General features: G+C 54.2%; 13 protein-coding genes and 1 CRISPR repeat array. Of the genes, 11 read left to right on the top strand and 2 right to left on the bottom strand.

The features are described 5' to 3' along the window. The first annotated feature begins 231 nt into the window (after positions 1–231). Entirely contained in the window at positions 232–792 is a 561-nt protein-coding gene (locus tag NW849_RS08995) for a formylmethanofuran dehydrogenase subunit E family protein (protein ID WP_414357341.1), read from the top strand. A gap of 132 nt (positions 793–924) precedes the next feature. On the opposite strand, the gene NW849_RS09000 is transcribed toward NW849_RS08995, so the two are convergent. Continuing rightward, entirely contained in the window at positions 925–1,674 is a 750-nt protein-coding gene (locus tag NW849_RS09000; protein WP_414357342.1) for a Uma2 family endonuclease, read from the bottom strand. A gap of 166 nt (positions 1,675–1,840) precedes the next feature. Between NW849_RS09000 and csx2 the strand changes: the two genes are divergently transcribed. The 10 genes from csx2 to cas2 all read left to right on the top strand — a co-directional run bounded on the left by csx2 (position 1,841) and on the right by cas2 (position 12,830). Further along, on the top strand, positions 1,841–3,175 hold the full coding sequence (csx2, locus tag NW849_RS09005) for a TIGR02221 family CRISPR-associated protein (RefSeq protein ID WP_414357344.1): 1,335 nt from the start codon (positions 1,841–1,843) through the stop codon (positions 3,173–3,175). A gap of 202 nt (positions 3,176–3,377) precedes the next feature. Then, positions 3,378–6,365, top strand: a complete 2,988-nt coding sequence (cas10, locus tag NW849_RS09010; RefSeq protein ID WP_414357345.1) for a type III-B CRISPR-associated protein Cas10/Cmr2 — start codon at positions 3,378–3,380, stop codon at positions 6,363–6,365. Beyond that, on the top strand, positions 6,362–7,501 hold the full coding sequence (locus NW849_RS09015) for a type III-B CRISPR module-associated protein Cmr3 (RefSeq protein ID WP_414357346.1): 1,140 nt from the start codon (positions 6,362–6,364) through the stop codon (positions 7,499–7,501). The genes cas10 and NW849_RS09015 overlap by 4 nt, the downstream gene beginning before the upstream one ends. A 47-nt stretch (positions 7,502–7,548) precedes the next feature. Then, positions 7,549–8,319 carry a type III-B CRISPR module RAMP protein Cmr4 gene (gene cmr4, locus NW849_RS09020; protein WP_414357347.1) on the top strand — a complete coding sequence of 257 codons (771 nt, stop codon included), beginning with the start codon at positions 7,549–7,551 and terminating at the stop codon, positions 8,317–8,319. A 24-nt stretch (positions 8,320–8,343) separates the two neighbouring features. Next, positions 8,344–8,736 carry a hypothetical protein gene (locus NW849_RS09025; RefSeq protein ID WP_414357349.1) on the top strand — a complete coding sequence of 131 codons (393 nt, stop codon included), beginning with the start codon at positions 8,344–8,346 and terminating at the stop codon, positions 8,734–8,736. Then, positions 8,736–9,377 (top strand): Uma2 family endonuclease, encoded by a 642-nt coding sequence (locus NW849_RS09030; RefSeq protein ID WP_414357350.1) that lies wholly within the window; start codon positions 8,736–8,738, stop codon positions 9,375–9,377. Before NW849_RS09025 ends, NW849_RS09030 begins: the two co-directional genes overlap by 1 nt. 30 nt (positions 9,378–9,407) lie before the next feature. Next, positions 9,408–11,240, top strand: coding sequence for an RAMP superfamily CRISPR-associated protein (locus tag NW849_RS09035; RefSeq protein WP_414357351.1), 1,833 nt, complete (start codon positions 9,408–9,410; stop codon positions 11,238–11,240). A gap of 23 nt (positions 11,241–11,263) precedes the next feature. Continuing rightward, complete coding sequence (csx18, locus tag NW849_RS09040; RefSeq protein WP_414357353.1) at positions 11,264–11,563, top strand: CRISPR-associated protein Csx18; 300 nt, start codon at positions 11,264–11,266, stop codon at positions 11,561–11,563. After that, entirely contained in the window at positions 11,563–12,552 is a 990-nt protein-coding gene (gene cas1, locus NW849_RS09045) for a CRISPR-associated endonuclease Cas1 (protein WP_414329661.1), read from the top strand. The genes csx18 and cas1 overlap by 1 nt, the downstream gene beginning before the upstream one ends. Further along, positions 12,552–12,830: a CRISPR-associated endonuclease Cas2 gene (cas2, locus tag NW849_RS09050; protein ID WP_414329659.1), complete on the top strand. Its 279-nt coding sequence runs from the start codon at positions 12,552–12,554 to the stop codon at positions 12,828–12,830. The genes cas1 and cas2 overlap by 1 nt, the downstream gene beginning before the upstream one ends. 251 nt (positions 12,831–13,081) lie before the next feature. After that, a CRISPR array of direct repeats spans positions 13,082–20,069; the repeat unit is 36 nt; unit sequence GTTCCCCCTTCGGGGGGATCCCTAGAAATTGGAAAC. A gap of 72 nt (positions 20,070–20,141) precedes the next feature. Here cas2 and NW849_RS09055 read toward each other — a convergent pair. Beyond that, positions 20,142–21,143 carry a CHAD domain-containing protein gene (locus tag NW849_RS09055; RefSeq protein WP_414357355.1) on the bottom strand — a complete coding sequence of 334 codons (1,002 nt, stop codon included), beginning with the start codon at positions 21,141–21,143 and terminating at the stop codon, positions 20,142–20,144. Positions 21,144–21,411: the final 268 nt, after the last annotated feature.

Consider the following 21,411-nt stretch of genomic DNA (forward strand, 5'->3'; position numbering starts at 1 on the left):
GGGCCCAACGGATTGCTTCAGCAGAGACGGTAGTGTGCACCTCATTTTTCCAGAGGATCTTTTGCAGGGTAGTGATGAATACCATTGGTCTTAGCCCTCTTCAGCCAGGAGGTGATTTTCGGAAGAGTTCCCAAAAGAGGGCTGGATCCCCTACCCCCGCATAGGCAACCTCGAAGGGTAGAGCTTAGGATGGCTTGACCCATCTCCTCTTTATCAGCTCTCTCGCTGCCTATGAACCTGTCATCCATTGCCAAGCCACAGCAGCTTTCTCTTTTGCTGATTGCACTTCAGCTAACTCTGGGAGCGCCGGCGACAGCTCATCCGGTCACCAGTTCTGCAACGGACTCGACAGCGACAGCCGTTCAGCGAGTAACGGAAATTCATGGCGGAGCTGGGCCTTGGGCCGTGGTCGGCTATCGCATGGGGATGCGCGCTCTGCAGGAGCTGGGCTTGATGAGTCCAACTCCCCACACTTCTAGGAACCGTTTTCTGGTGGAGGTCATTCACGAGTCGCCGGCAGAGATCCCGTTCGTGTGCATTGTGGATGGCTTGCATGCTGCAACAGGGGCCAGTTTGGGCAAGTTGAACTTGAAGCTGGTGGAGGTCGAATCTCTTGAAAAAATGCGCAGCGTGGTCATCCACCGAGAGACCGGCAAGCGGGTGGAGTTTCAAGTTTTGCCTGAGTTTATTGACAAATACCGGAACTTGCCCCCGGAACAACTGGCGGCTGCAGGGCAGGAAGTTCTTCAACTGGCCGATGAGAAGCTTTTCCGTCTCGCCATTAGCCCCTAGCAGGGAATATCACTGCGGGATCCCTTCGGCATTCCTAAGCCAATCAGCTCCAGACCTAGATGGGTGGCCACCTCTGCCGGATGCTCTCTTTCTGGAACTAACTCTGATTATCGTGGGCTCGCTAGGTACCCCCTAAGGGATCCGGGCTTGAGCGAATACATCTTGAGGGATCACCTTTAGACCCGGCAGGAAATCATCTTGAATGGCTTGGGATCCCGTAAAGGTGCGCGGCGGGGCATCGGGATAGAAGACGGTGATGCTCTTGGCTTGGGGATCCACCACCCAAACCCTGGGGATCCCAGCCTCCAGATAATCGGTTGCCTTCTGGGCTATGGCCCCAAAACTCTGGCCAGCAGAAAGGATCTCGATCACCAACTCGGGAATGGCAAAACAAGGCTCATCGGTCATGGCCTCAACTGGCAATCGCTCGTTGGAGATGTAGGTGAGGTCGGGAATCGGGATCCAGGGCTCTGCCTTTCGTGTTAAAACAACTGCCCACTCAGTATGTGCTGACCCAGGCTTAGGACACTCAGGGCTAGAGCACCAGTCCTCCAAAATTTGCCACAACACCGGTTGGAGACGAGCATGGAAGCGTTTTGGCGACATGGGTTCGTTTTTGGAGACGGCCCGCCCATCGACTAGCTCATAGACAATATCCCCCTCCGGCAAGGCCAGAAACTGTTCGGGAGTTAGCTTTTGACCTGAAATGGACAACTCTGGAGTCGATAGCATCACAGGATCCCCGTTGTTTAGGATGGCCGAATCTCTGTCTAGGCTAGCTCTGACATCCCCCACCTTCACCGTTTTGAAACAGTTGTCGAGCAGGGATCCAAATCCAGCGGCAAGATGGCTCCACTCAATTTTGGGGGTAGAGATCCCCATCTTTCTGGCACCGGCTGAGCAGAGGATGCCACTTTTCGTGAGAGGATAGGGCAACATTCAACCCAGAACCCTCTCCAGGCAACTTGAGAAGGGGGGGCTTCCAAGCTGCAGTAGCTTGAAGATGCCCGTGCTTCAATGCTTGAAAGCCGTCATCGAGAGGATCCCTATGGCCAAGACCCTTTTGACCACTCTAGGCACCAGCCCCTACAGCGAGACGGTGTATGTTTTTGGGGAGCGGAAAGCCGATAGAACCCGTTATGTTGCCAAAGCCCTCTGTCAGCTCTTTGACATCGAGAGGGTGATTGTGCTGCTAACCCAAGAAGCACATGACACCCATTGGAAGCATCTACAGGACTGCCTACCCCCCCACGTGGAGAAAATTGCCAAGGCCATTCCTGAAGGGAAAACCGAGGCAGAGACCTGGGAGATCTTCGATGTGCTGGTCGATAGCATCGAGCCCCATACGCGGCTGGTTTTCGATATCACCCACGCCTTTCGCTCCATCCCCGTACTGGTGCTCTTGGGAGCCGCCCTTTTGCGCAAGGCCAAGAATGTAAATATTCAGGGGCTGTACTACGGTCTCTATCTCAAAGACCAGCAGGAAACACCCATCATCGATCTCACCCCCGCCCTTCGTCTTTTGGACTGGCTGACAGCTACCGACAAATTCATCAGCACCGGCTCGGCCTTGGAGTTGGGCCAACTTTTGGATACAGTTCAACGGGACTTTTACCGCCAACCAAAGCTCGGCAAAAGGGATCCCAGACCTACTCGGCTGCAAAGCTTTGGCCGAGCCATCCGCAATGTTTCCCGCTCTCTTGAACTGGTAAGACCTGTCAATCTCCTAAAAGAGGACTTGCCCAATTTGCAAAAGCACTCCACCGCGGATCTGGAGCAAGAGGTGGGTCAATTTGCCAAGCCTTTTGGCCTGCTGCTGCGAAGCATTCAGGATAGCTACAGCCAACTGGCTCTACCCGCGGACAGGGCTTCGGATCCCAAAGCCCAAGTTCAAAAGCAATTTCAACTGCTGCGCTGGTATGTAGAAAAGCGCCTCATCACCCAAGCTCTTCTACTGGCCCGGGAGTGGGTGGTCTCCGCCCTTTGCCTCTGTGAGGGGATCCAAAACTACCTCGAACGAGAAGAGCGGCAGGGAATTGAACACCAGTTGGCATCCCTCATTCCGCGGAAAGACCAGCCCCTTGGAGATCCCCCTGCGACTGGCGAATCGGGCCGATCCCTCATCCCACGGGAAGACCAGCCCCAGGCGCTTCCTCCTATTACCACCCATGTGCCCGACGCCAAGCAGCTTGCCGATCTCTGGTCTCGCCTCAGCCAGTACCGCAACGATGTTGCCCATGTGCAGATGAATCCAGACCCTTTGAACAGCGAAGCTCTAGAAAGCTTTGTTTTGCAAGACCTGCTGCCTGGCCTGGAAGAGCTGTTTCCCAAATTGACCTGGGCAGAAGGGAAGTTGGAAGGGGATCTTTCCACTTCTCCGTAGGCTAAAGACATCGGTTCGCCCTCAGGTTCTGGGTTTTTGGTCAAACAACGGCTATTGAGAAATACTGAAGAAACCTGAGGGCTGGCCGGGATCAGATCGATTTTGTTTTGTAGCTTCTGTAGCCACGACATCGGGTGGCTACCGGGGTTTTGTTCCTTGTTCGAGGAGTTCCTAACTGTTCTGTTTCTCCAGCGAAAACACCATGTCTTACTACTGGCAAGCTAAGCTCTGGGGTCTGTTACATGATCCCGCCCTCAAAGCCCTACACGACAGGACTGGCCGCTCCAAGGAAGGGCTGTGGACCAGACTGGCGGCGATGCAGGGATGGTCTTCTCCCAAAGCCGAGGGATCCCCTCTCAGAGGTGTGGGAGATGCGGATCTCATCGCCTCGGCCAGCGACCGCGCGGCCATTGGCCATTTGCCCATAGCCATCAACTATCAAGTTGAGGATCGCAACTTGGGTCTTGGACTAGAAATGAGCCACTTGCTCTCCGGGCGCAAGCGCTTTTGGCAATTGGCCGATGACCAACACCAAGCCCTCAAGGATGCCCGCTCCCGTGCAGACTACCTGATGGAACGGGAGGAGAGCGCCATCCCCGATTGGGTTTGGCAAGAGGAGGATCCCCAAAAAGTGTTTTGGTGGTTTTGGCGGTGCTTTCCCCAAGCTATTTGTCAGGAGTTTGGGGATGAAAGCTTGCTGTTATTGCCAGCAGAAACCCGGCTGCCAGACGGATCCCTGTGGAGCCACGCCAGCGTCACCGCAGCCCTAGCGGGATGTTTGGCCGGCTACGACGAGCCCAAGTTCGCGCGTCCCTTCTTGGTGAGCTTTACCTTCAACCCCATCCAGGAGCTGATCAAAGCCAGCCGCAAAATGCGGGACTTCTGGGCTGGCTCCTGGCTGCTGCACTACCTTTCTGCTCGCATAAGTTGGCGACTAGCTGAAAAATACGGTCCCGACTGCCTACTCTACCCCAGCCTCTATGGCCAGCCACTAATCGACTACTGGCTGCGGGAGAAGTACCCCGAATTTGAAGAATGGATCCCTCAGCCTTCGCCTAACGCCCTGCTCACCGCCGGCTTTCCCAATGTGCTCCTGCTGCTGCTGCCAGAAGAGCGGGTGGAGGCGGCCATGCAGTTTGCCCAGCAGACCCTCAAGGAAGAATGGAAGCAGTTGGCCCAGAGGGTGCTGGATCACCTGCAGGGGGATCGCCGCTGGCTGAGGCAGTTGCACCCAGAGGATCCCACCTGGCAGGGATGGCTAGAGCACCAGTGGCAGCACTACTGGGCAGCCGTGCCCTTGGGATCCCCGGCTCACTCTCTCAAGGATACCGGCATCCTTAGGCCCCCTCAGGTTTCCATTGATGAGGATCCCTGGGTCAGTGCCCAAAACCGCACCCATCACCTAGAGGCCAAGCAAAAGCTCTTCGGGGATGAGGAGCTGGAGTTTCTGCGGGCTAGCTTTTGGGATCCCAAAAAGCAAGAGCGCCGCCAATACAAGGCCGGACTCAACGTGGGATCTTGGTGGGCAGCCGCAGTGGAGCAAAGTCGGCGCCTACAGGCAGCTTGTAAGCAGGCCCGCGATTGGCAGCTCCCCGTTGCGTTTGGGCCGCGCAGCACCGTTTCGGGCTTGGGGCCGGTGGTGCATCCCTCGCCGCGGGAGGGGTGGATAACGGAGGGAGAGAGTCGGCGGCTTTGGCAGCGGCAGGCCGGGCTCTTCGATGGCCGGGAACAGCTCAATGCCACCGAAACCCTCAAGCGGGGCTTGTACAAAGTGCTGCCGGAGCTCTTCCGCGAGCTGGATGAAGACCAGATTGCCGCTTCCTACCCGGATCTCACCGCTGGCGTAGCCGGCTACCTCAAAACCCAAGGGCGACGGGAACGAGAGCACTTCGAGCAGGCCTGTCAGGCAGTGGAGGCCCGCTACCCGGAGGTCAGAGGGGTGCTGCGGGAAATGCGGGGCAAATGGGGGATCCCGTGGGCCGACCAGCAGGAGCTGTGCTACCATCCCCGTCTGCTCAATGCCGGTTGGCTGGTGGAAGACCTGGAGCTGGACGAGGAAACGCAAAGAAGCTACCGGCAGGACATCGAGACGCTTCTAGGCCGCTACTACCCCAGCGTTAACCCCGCCAGTTGGTACGTGCTGGCTGCCGGGGATGGGGACGACATGGGCAAATGGCTCAGGGGCGAGAAGATGAAATCCTACTACGACTATCTGCCTCAACCCCTACAGCGGCTGGCCAACGGGCAAACGGAAGCCATTGGCGAGGTCTTTGGCAAGGACAAGGAGGAGCTGGAGCAAGTCAAAGACGCTTTTCAGAAGTTTGTCAAAAACAGCCGCAAGCGCATGGGGCCTGCCACCCACAGCGCCCTAAGCCGCGCCCTGCTGGATTTTTCCGGCCAGTTGGTGCCCTACCTAACAGAGCAACGCTATGCAGGCAAGCTCATCTACGCCGGTGGGGACGACGTTTTGGCCTACACCAACCTCTGGGAGTGGGATGGCTGGCTGTGGGATATTCGCCAGTGTTTCCGGGGGGGAGAGGATGACTGGCGGGAGTTTGAGAACCTGGGGGACTACTGGCAGTGGAAAAAAGGGCGGCCTCCCGAAGGTTTGAGCCGGCGCCCCCTCTTTACCCTGGGATTCGCAGCCACCATCAGCTTCGGCGTGGTGATTGCCCATCACTCGGTGCCTCTGGCCATTGCCCTGGAAAACCTTTGGCAAGCGGAAGAAGAAGCCAAGGGCCACCTCTATGCCCATGGCTGCCCCAAAGACAGCGTGCAGGTGCGGGTGCTGTTTGCCAATGGCAACCAACTGGTGAGCACCAGCAAGTTCGACACGTTCGACAAGTGGAAGGATCTCCTTGATTTTGACTGGAAGCTCATGGGCCAGCAGCAGGATCAAAGCTCTTTGTTTGAACAAGCGGCCCAGCTTTGGGAGCAACACCCAGCTCCGAGCCTAGAGGCAGTGCGCGAGTGGGCCCGGTTGTTCTGCAGCCGCCGGGATCTCTTCAAACAGGAATCGGAGCAGAAAGAACACTTCCAGAACAAGCTTGTGGAGTTTATCCAGCATTTTTGGCAGCACAGCCTGCCCGCCCAGCCCCAGGAGTGGGATCTGGAGATCAAAAACTGGTTCAAGCTGGCGGCTTTTGTGCTGCGCAACCGCACCGTGAAATTGGGGAGGAACGGCCGATGAGTTGGTTTACCCTATCACCCTTGGATGTGTGGATGTTTCGAGATGCTAAGCCCTTTGCCCCGGGAGAGCGGGCCTGGGCCAACAGCAGCTTTCCCCCTAGCGGCCATACCCTTGCTGGTGCTATCCAGGCTTACCTGGGCCAGCCCTTGACGCTGCGGCTGCGGGGCCCCTTTCTCTGCCATGACGAAAGGCTCTATTTCCCTGCCCCTCTGCATCTGGAAGACGGATTCCCCCTTGTTCCCGTTCCTTGGTTGGACAAGACGGATCCCTACTTCCATTGCCGCTGGGATCCCACCCGGCCAGCCCCGTTGGTGTCCCTGAGGCCAGCAGAGGAGGAACCCGAAGGCAGCCAGAGCAGCAAAAAGAAGAAAACAGGAGGCTACCTGCCCTTCGAGGTGGTGCAAAAGGCGCTGGAAGGCAAAGGCTGGGATCTCAGCCAGGCCGTCAAGCCGCCGTTGAAGTATGAAGTACGGCCCCACAACACTCTGCAGGTGAGCAAGCGGCAAGTGCGAGAAGCCGATGGCTACTTTGTGGAGACCTGTATCCGTCTTCAGCCGGGCTGGAGTTTGGCCCTTTCCATCGAGTGCTGGGATCCCGATCGCGAAGCCTGGGATCCCTTGCCCCTGCAGCAAGAAGTGGTTGTGCGGCTGGGGGGAGAAGGCCACGGTGCCTTGCTAGCCCCTTGTCCGAAGTTGCAGGCGCAGTGGCAGCAGTTGCAGGCCCTTTCTCAGGCTACCTTTCGCCAAGCCCGACGCGCTTTGGCCTACTTAGCGACCCCAGGTGTGTTCATCAAAAAGGTGGACGGGCGTTCCCTCTGCCGCGCCTGGCCCTGGGAATGGAGATTGGCCACTCCCCACCCCGCCCATCCCCTCACCGGCCCCTTGGTGAGCGTGGCCACCGGCAAGCCCGTTGCCATCAGTGGACGCCTGCGGGTGGATCGCCCCCCAGAGCAGCGGCAGATGAGCCTGCCCGCCCCCCAAGTTTTTGCCGCGCCCCCTGGCAGTATCTACTACCTGGAGCAGCCGGCCCCCCTCAACCAAGAAGAGCCCGAGCTAGAAGATGGCCGGCTCAACGTGTTCCACCGCTGGCGGCTGTTGGGCTATAGCGAGCTCCTATGGCTGCCTTGGGCCAACTGAGTTTTGCTTTCAGTCCTTGAATACTTACTCGCAAAAGGAGCCCATCCATGACTTTTCAGATTGCCTACCTCCATCTATTGACTCCCCTGCACACTGGCGGCACCACCCAAGAAGGCAACCTCTTGGGGATTGCCCGCGAATCCCACACCCATTTGCCCTACATCCCTTCCAGCACCATCCGGGGCAGGTTGCGGGCCAGTGTGACTGATAAGCACAAAAAATTTGAGCTCTTTGGCAACGAAATTGGGGAAGGGGATCAGCTGACCCAGGGATCCATTTGGATTGGGGATGGCTCTTTGCTGTGGATCCCTGTGCCCTCCCTTAGCCATGGGGTGGTGTGGATAGGCTGCCCGCTTCTGCTTAAGCGCTGGCTGCGGCTAACAGGCCAGAGTCTGCCAGTGCCGGATCCCTACAGTACGAGCTTGAAGGCCGACCGACCCATTTACCTCAAAGATGCCATTCTCAAAGAAGGTCTCAAACAATGGTCGGAATGGAAGAGCTACACCAAAGATCCTAATATCAGTCGCGTGATTGTTTTACCAGATCAGCACTGTGCCACCCTCATTCAAATGAGCCTGTGGCGGCAGGTGAAAGTCAAGCTTAGCGAGCACAAGGTTGTGGAAGGAGGCTTCCGCTACGAAGAGGCTATTCCTCCCGATAGCTTGATGTACTTTACCTGGGGGGTTACAGCCCAAGCAAATGGCAGTTCTCGACAGACAGCAGAAGAGTTTCAAAAGCTGCTGCAATCCAACCAGATTATGCAGATTGGCGGCCAGGAAAGCTTGGGCCGAGGCTTTGTGGAGCTGTCTTTGAACTAGATCTCAACCTAGGAGGGAGGTTTTATGAATAGCTTTGACCCGCGTACATTGGCCAAGCCCGTTTACGAATCCCTGTGCCAGCTCAGAGCACAAACCAGGGATCCAGAAAGGCTAAAAGAGCAAAAAAACCAGGCTGTGGAGCTCTACACCTATCTTTCTACCTGGGGTTTGCTGCGCCTCAAGGCCGAAGAAGACGCCCTTAGCCAAGAGGGCAAAAAAGAGGTGGTCAAGGAGTTTTTCGATTGCCTAGAAAAGATCTCCGGTCAAAACGAAATTGCCAAATCCAACGGCCTGGATCGTCTCATGGGGTTGGGAGTTGAAGAGTACCTGGGCTTAACAGGACTGGGACTTGCTTTGGCGCAAGAATTCAGCTTCTGGGCTACAGCCATTTACCATGACGTTAGCGGAGGGGACTAATGAGTGTAGCTGTTCCAATCCAGTCTATTTCCCTGTGTGAAGGAAGCCAAGTGGTCATCCATTCGCTGACTTGGCAAGACTTTGAGAGCATTTTGGAGGAGTTAGGGGAAGACCGCCACACTCGCGTTGCCTATTACAACGGCACTTTAGAGATTATGTCTCCCTTATCCAAACACGAGCGCCCTCATCGCATTGCCGGATACATTGTCTCAGCCATTCTCGATTCTCAAGGGAGAGACTGGGAAGATTTTGGCTCAACAACCCTTAAAAAGTCTGGCAGTGCTGGGGTAGAGCCTGACACCTGCTTTTATGTCCATCACCTGGAGCAGGTGCGAGGGTGTGAGGGAAGAATTGATGTTGATCTATTGCCCCCGCCTGATCTGGCCATTGAGTCCGACGTTACTTCCCGGACCTTTATCGATGCCTATAAAGCTATTGGCGTGCCGGAAGTTTGGCTCTTGGGTGAGCGAAGTTTGCGGATATTTATTCTGCAGGGAGAAGACTACGTAGAATCGAGCTGCAGCCGGCTTTTTCCAGACTTCGACATCTCCAGTCTTGTACCTCAACTTATTCGACGCGCCTTAGAAATTGGCACCAGCGCTATGTTGCGCGAATTTCGGGAAACGCTTCGCAATTCCTAATACTGCTTTCCAGCTTTAGGAGAAGATCAAATGCCTAGCAATCGTCCTGCCAACGCTCCACAACCTTCTCCCTGGCTAGGGCATCCCTTGGATCCCAACCCCAGCCCAGATCCCACAGCGAGCTTTATTGAATATCTGCGTTGGATGAGGGCTCCAGCAACTCCTTTCAAAGACGGAGCCAAAGTCGATCTGGTGCACCAGGCAGAAGCAAAGGCAAACTACGGAGCGCGCCTGCAAGTTCTAAATGCTCGCATCAAACGCATTGCCGGAGAAAAAAACACTTTTCAGGTCACCTGTCCCTGGCGAATTCGGGTGGGTGGAGCCAAAGGCCCGGAAAGCATGCTGCTGCCCGCTTTTGATCACTTGGGGATCCCCTACATTCCCAGCTCCACCTTGCGGGGGGTAGCCCGCACCCAGGCTATTCGAGAGTTGATGCGGAAGCACAATCTGTCTTGGGAGGAGGCAGATAAAGCAGTGGCACCCTGGCTTGGGCACCTGGAAGCTGAGGATAAAGATAGTGCTGGCAAGGTGATCTTTTTGGATGCCTACCCCGTGCCAACCCGGCCTCAAAGACAAGGGGATCCTGATAATTCCAAAACAGGAGGTCTAGCTGTCGATATTGCCAATAATATCTGGAAGTGGAACGGTCAAAATCTTGAATACTCACCTAATCCCAACCTCTTCTTTTCTCTCAAGCAAGCCACTTTTTTGATTGGCCTGCGCAAAGGCCCAGGCTGCACCGACGAGATGTTAGCCCAAGTGAAAGAATGGCTTATCCGCGGGCTGGAGCAAGGAGTGGGATCCCAAGTCAATACCGGCTACGGTCGGCTGATTCAAACTGGCAAAACTCTATCTCAATACAAGGGAGAATTCTTGCGGCTGCCTTTTGAGCTGGAGGGTCAGTTGATCCACGGGCGGCAAGTGGTCAACTGGAGACCTGATAGGAACCGGTATGACAACAAATCAATTGCCGAAGTCCGACCGGTAGCCTTTAAGAACATGCTGCGCTACTGGTTTCGAACCTTTGCCCTGGGTGTTTTGCCCGTGAAGCAGGTGCAGGAATGGGAGGGGCAACTTTTTGGGGCCATCACTCCCCAGCAAAAACATGGCTGGATCCATGTGGATCTTTTGAAGGGGCGAGTAACTCAACCAGAGCCGGAACTCAACCAAGCGGGAAGGGGGAATCCTGCTGGACAGCAAGAAGGGATCCTCATTCTCAGCCTTTCTGAGGAGTGCCACAACCATGCTTCAAAGGAGAACCAGAAAGCGGTGCAAAAGCTCTTTCGGAATCTGACCTGGATGCTGTTTCACCTGGGAGGTATTGGCCAGGGGGCAAGAAGGCCCTGCTACTCTCGCCAAGACCGCGGTAGAGCTCCTTGGTGGCGGGGATCCACCCTCATTCCCAACTCCGAAGATTCATTTTGGAATCTGCCAGAGTCGGTAGAGGAATTCCAGAAACTCTTTCAGAAGCGGCTGCGGGGCTTTTTTGAAGCACTCCAGGTTTTGACTGGGCAGGCCATTGATCCCAGCAATCCCAAGAGCTTTGGTCAGGTCAGCAAAGAAAAAGAAAAGTGTCCTGAAGCTGTGGATGCCCATTGCAGGATTGTAGTCTGCAGCGGCCCAGAAGAGTTTAATAAGCCCTATGCTTTGGCTGTTTTGCACAAGGTAGGCAAGATAGCGCCAGGAAAATACGACAAGTTTCTCTGCGGCGACACAGGCACGCCGTCCCCTGTCTGGATTGCAGATTTGGATGACTATCAGGTGGTTACCGTTTTTGGGGCAACGGTGAATCCTAGGAAAACATATCTTGAAAACCTTGAGAGAAGAGCAGTTGGCTTTGCTCAAATCTGGCCATTCCAGTAGCAGAACGTTAGAAGAGGCTCAACATGTCGAGAAGGAAAATCAACGTCAAAGCTCTAACAAGTCTAATCACAGCTTTAATCAACGGCTCAATCACACTGGCCATCTTACTGATTGCCCCTTTGGGATTGGCAGCCGTAATTACAAACACGATCCTTGTCATGATTGCTAGCTTCTTTTCGGGCAGTCTGGCCGAGATCGTGATGGGTTTCTTGTCAAGTCCTGAAATTGATGTGGAGATTTTACCGGAGCGTGGCCGCTCTAAACCCGGCAATGCCATAGATCAGAGGCGAGGCGCTGAAGATCTGCGTCGTCATGACGAATAATGCGAACTTTATATGTCTCTCAGCAGGGGTGTAGGCTAAGCCTTAAGCAAGAGTTCGTAATGGTCTATTTGGGCGAGTCGCTCTTGCAGGAGGTGCCTCTACCCTTGCTGGAGCAAATTTTAATCTTTGGCCGATCCCAGGTCACCACAGACGTAGTGAGAGCGTGCCTGAGGCGGAATATTCCTATTGCCTATCTCTCCCGGCTAGGCTATTGCTATGGTCGCCTTGTTCCTATAGAGAGGGGGTACCGCCGCTTAGCTCATTTGCAACAAGCGCTCCCTGAAGAATGGCGATTGCAAACGGCAGCCCAGATGGTGCGAGCCAAGCTGCTCAATAGCCGGGTGCTGCTGATGAGACAGCTCAGGCAACGCCCCACTGAAACAGGGGATCTGACCCTGCGCAGTCTGGAACATTTGGCTGCTCAAGCTCTTGAGGCCAAGTCTCTAGATCAATTGCGGGGCATTGAAGGAGCGGCTGCGGCTCTGTATTTCCCGGAATTGGGAAATTGCCTTCAGCAAAGGGGCTTTGTTTTGCTTAACCGCACTCGACAGCCGCCCACTAACCCGGTTAATGCCATGCTCAGCTTTGGCTACATGGTGCTCTGGAACCATCTATTAACCCTGATTGAGCTGCAAGATTTGGATCCCTATCAGGGTTGCTTGCACGCTAGCAGTGAACGCCATGCTGCTCTGGTTTCGGACTTACTGGAAGAATTTCGGGCGCCTATTGTAGATTCAATAGTCCTCTGGCTGATCAACAAGGGCATTATGAACATCGAAGAAGACTTTGAGTATCGCGATGGTGGCTGTTTTCTAAGTGATAGTGGCAGGAAAAAGTACCTTACAGCTTTCATCCAAAGAATGGAGGGATCCATCCAGACCCCTGACGGAGATCAACCCCGCTGGGATCTGCTAACGCAGCAAGTTAAAAAGTTTAAGCAATCCGTCTATAATCCTCAAGATTTGTACCAGCCCTACCGGATTCGCTGATGTTTCTTTATGTTGTTACCTACGATACTCCCTGCGACAAGCGACGCAAGAAAATTGCCGACCTGCTAGAAGGCTACGGCAAGCGCGTGCAATACAGCGTGTTTGAGTGCGTCCTCGACAAAGACAAGTTCGAGGAGCTCAAACTGCGGCTCCGCAAGAAGATCAAGCCCGAGGAAGACAGCGTCCGCTTCTATCCGCTCACTAGCTATGTCCTCGCCCAGGTGGAAATCTGGGGTGGGCCTGCCCTGACTGCACCCCCCAGCTCGGTCATTGTGTAGCTCAGGCAAGTCTCTTCCTACTTAAGCACTCGGTGTTTCCAAAAGCACACTCAAACGGTATCAACGCCTGCGCGAGCGATCCGCCAAAAGCCGCAAAGGCCGATTCTTTCGTCCGATCCCTCGACGCCTTGCGCCACAAGGCTTTCCGGCCCCAAAGCCCCCTCGCCAGCACCCTTTTTGCCGACTTTTTTCCGGATCCCTCGCAAATGGGTCTTGCATTCCTTGCCCTGCTTGGGTTTAATAGGGGTAGTGTTCCCCCTTCGGGGGGATCCCTAGAAATTGGAAACTTGGTATGGAAATCACACTACTGGGACCCTGGAACATTGTTCCCCCTTCGGGGGGATCCCTAGAAATTGGAAACGAAATCCTGGGTGTTGTTTCTTTCCCGATAAGGGAGGTTTGGTTCCCCCTTCGGGGGGATCCCTAGAAATTGGAAACTCCTCTGTTAATTCGTTGAGAGCACAAAACTCAACATAGTCTGTTCCCCCTTCGGGGGGATCCCTAGAAATTGGAAACTAGCACCAGTAGAATTGTTTCCCGTCAATGTTCTTTACGTTCCCCCTTCGGGGGGATCCCTAGAAATTGGAAACACCGTATGCGTGGAGTCGCTCCGTACGCATGTTGTGGTGTTCCCCCTTCGGGGGGATCCCTAGAAATTGGAAACATAACACAGCTTTGCAACTTGTGCCAATTGATTTAGGGTTCCCCCTTCGGGGGGATCCCTAGAAATTGGAAACTTCGGCTGCAGCCTTCATTTTCCTAGTTACTGGACGCTGTTCCCCCTTCGGGGGGATCCCTAGAAATTGGAAACGTTCCAGACGGGGGCGTACCCCTCAAAGGGTACCTGGCAGAGTTCCCCCTTCGGGGGGATCCCTAGAAATTGGAAACTTGACCTTTTCTGTTTGCGAGATACAGACCGCTGTAGTTGCTTGTTCCCCCTTCGGGGGGATCCCTAGAAATTGGAAACTGTGACCTTGACTACCTCCTCATGCGCATTGACGAACTTCAGTTCCCCCTTCGGGGGGATCCCTAGAAATTGGAAACTTGTGGACGAGCTGGCTTTGGTAGCAGCTCAGGCACCGGGTTCCCCCTTCGGGGGGATCCCTAGAAATTGGAAACTTTCTCCACATATCGACGTGGCAGCCCTGCTTGAAGGGCTTGTTCCCCCTTCGGGGGGATCCCTAGAAATTGGAAACTTCCATAGGCGCATACTCCATTAACCGAGGTAAGAAAGCGTTCCCCCTTCGGGGGGATCCCTAGAAATTGGAAACGAAAGACTTAGTGTTTCCTGCACTAAGTCTTTTTTACAGTAGTTCCCCCTTCGGGGGGATCCCTAGAAATTGGAAACGAGGCGGATGGGGCGGGTAATAAACAAGTCCACGCCCTGTTCCCCCTTCGGGGGGATCCCTAGAAATTGGAAACGTCCAACCGCTTTTGAGTGTAATCATGGTACCTCCCTTCAGTTCCCCCTTCGGGGGGATCCCTAGAAATTGGAAACACATAATTAGCGAAGGCGTTAGCATAACGAACCATGTCAGGTTCCCCCTTCGGGGGGATCCCTAGAAATTGGAAACCGGGTGGCCCAACCCAACTTGGGCCGTTGCGTGCGAGCTGTTCCCCCTTCGGGGGGATCCCTAGAAATTGGAAACCCACAAGTTGTATGCCTCTCCTAAATGGGAGGCAAGAGTTCCCCCTTCGGGGGGATCCCTAGAAATTGGAAACCTCCAGGACCTTTCAGAACATTCTCTGAGAGGTCCCTAAAGTTCCCCCTTCGGGGGGATCCCTAGAAATTGGAAACCAGGATGGGTCCCCTCTTATTGTAGCGTGTCAGTAAAGGTTCCCCCTTCGGGGGGATCCCTAGAAATTGGAAACTTCAGAACCTATAGGGGAAATCCCAGAACGACCTAACTATAGTTCCCCCTTCGGGGGGATCCCTAGAAATTGGAAACAAGTGACTTTCTCTAATTTCGGATTCCGGTGTGTGACCGGAAGTTCCCCCTTCGGGGGGATCCCTAGAAATTGGAAACCACAAAGTGCTCTTTATTGGAGTGCGGGTTAACCCAGGTTCCCCCTTCGGGGGGATCCCTAGAAATTGGAAACTACAAGTTCCAGATTCTGTGCCTGGGCAAACCTCGTGTTGCTGTTCCCCCTTCGGGGGGATCCCTAGAAATTGGAAACGTGGCAGCCTTTTGGTGGGGAAACTAGTCAGTGAGTTGGTGTTCCCCCTTCGGGGGGATCCCTAGAAATTGGAAACTGCTTCAAACGAAGATCCCTCTCGTTGTGGTAGCGGTATTCAGCTGTTCCCCCTTCGGGGGGATCCCTAGAAATTGGAAACTAGATAAGGAAGCAAGAAGGCCTAGTTCAGGTATTTTTGTTCCCCCTTCGGGGGGATCCCTAGAAATTGGAAACCTTAGATACACAGCAAGTTGTGTATCAGTTAGGGACTTGACAGTTCCCCCTTCGGGGGGATCCCTAGAAATTGGAAACAATACGCATTTTGACCTCCCTTCTCAGGGATAAAAGAACACCCAGTTCCCCCTTCGGGGGGATCCCTAGAAATTGGAAACCGCTCGATGCGCAACTTAACCGAGTTGCGGAGAAAGCGGGTGTTCCCCCTTCGGGGGGATCCCTAGAAATTGGAAACAGCCCGGCGGGCCTACGGGTACAAAAGGACAAGGCCTGTTCCCCCTTCGGGGGGATCCCTAGAAATTGGAAACCTGCCCCTCTTCGGGGTCAGTGGCGATGCCATCTACCTGTGTTCCCCCTTCGGGGGGATCCCTAGAAATTGGAAACTATGCGTACGTGGTAACTCAGTACGAACTGGCTAAGTATCGTTCCCCCTTCGGGGGGATCCCTAGAAATTGGAAACCTGGGTGCTTGAGGGGGAGGGGTTTAGAGTAGCGTGCTACCTGTTCCCCCTTCGGGGGGATCCCTAGAAATTGGAAACTGGAATGTAGAGTGTGCTACTGCTGTTATCAATATCCAGGGTCGTTCCCCCTTCGGGGGGATCCCTAGAAATTGGAAACGGTCAAACAGTACCCCAGTGTACTGCAGACCATAAGGCCGTTCCCCCTTCGGGGGGATCCCTAGAAATTGGAAACTTTCATCCGTCTCTCGAAGTGAGTTGGAGACCAAGCGAGCCCTGATGTTCCCCCTTCGGGGGGATCCCTAGAAATTGGAAACTCCAATTGGTTGTCAAACATTTCAGGAGGGGAAAATGTCTAGTTCCCCCTTCGGGGGGATCCCTAGAAATTGGAAACTCGATGAATTGGTCATCCCCACACACTGGGATTTGTGTGGTTCCCCCTTCGGGGGGATCCCTAGAAATTGGAAACATGAATTTACCGGCCTCGATCCAACTAACTCGCCCTAAGGTTCCCCCTTCGGGGGGATCCCTAGAAATTGGAAACGCAATTGCCAACCGCTTTGGGTTGTCCTGCCAGCCCAGTTCCCCCTTCGGGGGGATCCCTAGAAATTGGAAACCTCGTGTTGCGTACATTATTACGCCAGAAAAACTTAAGGTTCCCCCTTCGGGGGGATCCCTAGAAATTGGAAACCCGGCGTGTCATTTTGACCCAACGCTGCTGGACATGATTGTTCCCCCTTCGGGGGGATCCCTAGAAATTGGAAACATATACCAAGGACTTAGCAGTTTGATCTCCATATGTACTGTTCCCCCTTCGGGGGGATCCCTAGAAATTGGAAACGAGATTTGGCAGGCTTTCTTGTACTCCTCAAAATCGTTGGTTCCCCCTTCGGGGGGATCCCTAGAAATTGGAAACCCTCCCTGAAGCAGAGAACTGCGTCATGCAGAGACCCTACGGGTTCCCCCTTCGGGGGGATCCCTAGAAATTGGAAACACAATTTTAATAAATACGAGGAGTACCTTGAATATTGCACGTTCCCCCTTCGGGGGGATCCCTAGAAATTGGAAACCTAAAAATAAAAATTTAGATGATTTTGGAACACTACTAACCGTTCCCCCTTCGGGGGGATCCCTAGAAATTGGAAACATCGATATCGTAACAGTACTCAATTGCTTCGCTCGGTTTGTTCCCCCTTCGGGGGGATCCCTAGAAATTGGAAACGATTGAGCAGGACAACATCGAAGAATTCTTCGATGTCATTGTGTTCCCCCTTCGGGGGGATCCCTAGAAATTGGAAACCCCGAGTTGCGTTCCGCTTGAGACAAAGCTCAAGCGGTGCGTTCCCCCTTCGGGGGGATCCCTAGAAATTGGAAACACGACGTTTGGGTTGTTGGGGAAAGCGGATGGATTAAACTTGTTCCCCCTTCGGGGGGATCCCTAGAAATTGGAAACTTGCCGGAGCCACCGGCTCCGACCATAAAGACCACCTGTTCCCCCTTCGGGGGGATCCCTAGAAATTGGAAACGAACAACGGTGGAAGCGCTTTACAAAGCGCTGCCCCTACCTGTTCCCCCTTCGGGGGGATCCCTAGAAATTGGAAACAGTGAAGGAGTAGTCTATATTGCCTCTGAAAAGGGCTTATTTGAGGTTCCCCCTTCGGGGGGATCCCTAGAAATTGGAAACCAACCCGAACGGTTTCCCCAGGTGGATGGATACTCTATCCCGTTCCCCCTTCGGGGGGATCCCTAGAAATTGGAAACAGTGGGTGATCAATTTCATCCCACTCAAACGGTTTATTGGTTCCCCCTTCGGGGGGATCCCTAGAAATTGGAAACTGGACTGGTAAACCAGGATCCTCCACAGCCAGAGAGGTTCCCCCTTCGGGGGGATCCCTAGAAATTGGAAACCCCACCCCATCATGCAGATCCGCCGGTACAGATCTGGTTCCCCCTTCGGGGGGATCCCTAGAAATTGGAAACTTAAACTGGAGTCCTTGGGAAGACTTCTCAATGAAGTGTTCCCCCTTCGGGGGGATCCCTAGAAATTGGAAACAGGGTGGCTACGCCACCGCTCCGCGGCAAGCCCTTGGTTCCCCCTTCGGGGGGATCCCTAGAAATTGGAAACGGTTCAAGCAGGTAAAGTAATGCATAATAGACCTCCCTTGTTCCCCCTTCGGGGGGATCCCTAGAAATTGGAAACCTACGAAGACTATATTGAGTATTGTGTTCTCAGGGAGGGTTCCCCCTTCGGGGGGATCCCTAGAAATTGGAAACTCGAGTGCTCGCTGGTCTAGTGCGGGCCAGTCCTCTGTGTTCCCCCTTCGGGGGGATCCCTAGAAATTGGAAACGGCTGCCTCGATTATTGGTCTGATTTTATAGTTGGGTTCCCCCTTCGGGGGGATCCCTAGAAATTGGAAACACTCACTTTAGCGATTATCTGGATCAGATCACGCAAAAGTTCCCCCTTCGGGGGGATCCCTAGAAATTGGAAACGTCGAGGATAACGAACTCAACCGGGATATGCTCTCGTTCCCCCTTCGGGGGGATCCCTAGAAATTGGAAACGTGCTGTAAGCATACGGCCAGCTCCCACTAGGGAGCGTTCCCCCTTCGGGGGGATCCCTAGAAATTGGAAACGATCCCTTGCGGCCCGAACGATACCGACTGCTTTCCAGTTCCCCCTTCGGGGGGATCCCTAGAAATTGGAAACACTCCTAGATGCTGCTGGATTTCTCGGTCGACTGGCAGTTCCCCCTTCGGGGGGATCCCTAGAAATTGGAAACTTCAAAAATAAAGGAGAGTCTTATGCAGGCTCTCCTTTGTTCCCCCTTCGGGGGGATCCCTAGAAATTGGAAACTCCAAACTTAATCTCCCCGGCGATGGTATAGTTCTCGGTTCCCCCTTCGGGGGGATCCCTAGAAATTGGAAACAGAATCTTTCGACGTAGTCGGAGTAGTAGATCCAGGGACCGTTCCCCCTTCGGGGGGATCCCTAGAAATTGGAAACCCGGTTCAACCAAAACCAACTCTTCTGCCTAAACCTCAAGTTCCCCCTTCGGGGGGATCCCTAGAAATTGGAAACAAGAGTAAAAAGCTAGTTCCCTCACCAAAGGCTGCCACTGTTCCCCCTTCGGGGGGATCCCTAGAAATTGGAAACAAGATAACTAACCCCCTTCAACACCCAGGATTATTTCGTTCCCCCTTCGGGGGGATCCCTAGAAATTGGAAACCGGCAGCAGTGTGGGAACTTGCTTCGGCTCATCCTTGGCCACCGTTCCCCCTTCGGGGGGATCCCTAGAAATTGGAAACTCTCACTGCCTAATCGGAGGTTGAAAATGGCTATCATGTTCCCCCTTCGGGGGGATCCCTAGAAATTGGAAACACCAATAACCCAACGATATCCGCCGACTCGCTGTTTGCTCCCCGTTCCCCCTTCGGGGGGATCCCTAGAAATTGGAAACCTTTCTGTACACTTCGTACCTTTGTTCAGCAAAGGTACTGTTCCCCCTTCGGGGGGATCCCTAGAAATTGGAAACGGCCAAACCCCTCGTGGGCGGTAGCCTGCGAGCTAGACCAGTTCCCCCTTCGGGGGGATCCCTAGAAATTGGAAACGAGGGGGTGGTTTTGAAAAAAGATCTATTTCATACTACTCCGTTCCCCCTTCGGGGGGATCCCTAGAAATTGGAAACTTTATCTAGATCAACAACATTACCAGGACGAGACAGTAGTTCCCCCTTCGGGGGGATCCCTAGAAATTGGAAACAGATCGGAGGAAGCGGGGCTCCAATCATCGTGTAGAACGATTGTTCCCCCTTCGGGGGGATCCCTAGAAATTGGAAACCAAGGCCAGCCTTGGACAATGTCCCACTCGCTGAGTGAGGTTCCCCCTTCGGGGGGATCCCTAGAAATTGGAAACACCCCTGGGGCTCCAGTTTAACTTTAATAACTACGAAGAGGTTCCCCCTTCGGGGGGATCCCTAGAAATTGGAAACGGGCCAGTTGTCCTCAGTAGTTTCGTATAATGCACAATGCGCGAGGTGTTCCCCCTTCGGGGGGATCCCTAGAAATTGGAAACGCGGGTAATTACCCCGCTGTACCAAGACTGGTTCTTTGTGCAGTTCCCCCTTCGGGGGGATCCCTAGAAATTGGAAACGGGGTTGGTTATATATTCAGTTGTATACTCTATACTCGTTCCCCCTTCGGGGGGATCCCTAGAAATTGGAAACCCGGGAACCATGGGTTGTAAACCCATCGGTACCTCTCTGGTTCCCCCTTCGGGGGGATCCCTAGAAATTGGAAACGACAGTATAAAACAGGGGACGCGGCTTCGACTAATTCGGTTCCCCCTTCGGGGGGATCCCTAGAAATTGGAAACCCTATAGCCACAAAAAATCCCCCGCCAATAAGGCGGGGTTTTTCCTTCGGGGGGATCTATAGAATTGGAAACCTAGGGATCCCCAGTTGGAAAGAAATTGGAAACAGAGAAAAGATTAGAGTAAAGCCGGTGCTGCTCGGCAGAGGCCAGGCAGCGCTGTTGGTGCTCAGGCCACTCCTGGAGGGCTAGTTTTTGTTGTTCCTGGAGAAGGGTTTGTAGGTCTGAGTCTGCAGGCAGCTCGCCTTGCAAAACCTGCAAATCGTTAAAGCGGCCCAGTTGATCCTGCAAGCACTTCAGGGTTGCTATCCAATCTTGCATGGTTTCCCCGTAAAAGGGCGCAAAAAACTCCACCTGATAGCGCAGCCGTTTGGTGGCCTTGCGCAGCTCGTGCAGTTGCTCAGCCTGGGCTTCCGTTGCGGGGAAAGCAGGGATCCGCCAGCCTGGCTGCAGCAGCCACTGGGCCAGCAGGGGAGTCAGCAAGTGGGGCAAGCTTTCCGGCAAAGGCAGCTCCGCCTGAGGCTTATAGCGGGGGTGAGCCAGCCACTGCTCGCAGGCAGCTTGAAACGCCAGGAAGTCAGCATCTTCAAGAATGCGGCGGGAGCGTTTCTCGGCTTGGGTTCGACGTTGCTGCAGATCTTGTTTTAGCTTCTCCAGTTCTGCCTGCTGGGCTGCCGGGATCCCTTCCCAGCAAGGTTCCTGCAGGATTTCCAGCAGCACGTCCAGATCCCGCTGCTTGCCCAAAGCACTGGCCAGCTTTTGCAGGCGTTTGGGCTTGAGAGGCTTGGGCAGCCGGACGGATCCCTGAAATACCTGCACCCAGGTGCCAATACGGCGCAAGGTTACCCGGATTTGGTGCAGAGACTCTGCCGCTTCTGGATGCTGGGTCAGAACTCGCTTTACGTGTTTCTGCAGCCGCTGCCATTGCTGGCTCAACAGCTGGTGGGCCCAGGCGGCCACGGTTGGCAAGGGCGCAGATGAGGGCAAGGTCAAGTGCAAGGACTCCGTCCCGCTAACGCGAAAGGACTCCGTCCCGCTGACGCGATCGGTTTTCAGCTCAGCAGCAACAGCGTCCACAGCCAGTCTCCTCTACCCAAAACGAGAACAAAGAGGGCAGCAGGCTCTTTTCACATAGGTCATCCAGCCTAGCTTGAGGTTACCCCCGCCTCTTCCTTTTTAACCTAATCTTAACCTTGGTAAACCGAGCAGGCTGTGGCCAGGGAAACTGTCGCGAGCTTTGGCCTGTCGCGCCATTCCCATCAGCGGAACAGAGCATGACTCTAGTCAATAATAAGCTCAACTATACTGAAAATAATGTATAATATGTTCAGTACGGATTACTACC

The organism is Synechococcus sp. R55.3, from assembly GCF_047461975.1.
Classification (GTDB): domain Bacteria; phylum Cyanobacteriota; class Cyanobacteriia; order Thermostichales; family Thermostichaceae; genus Thermostichus.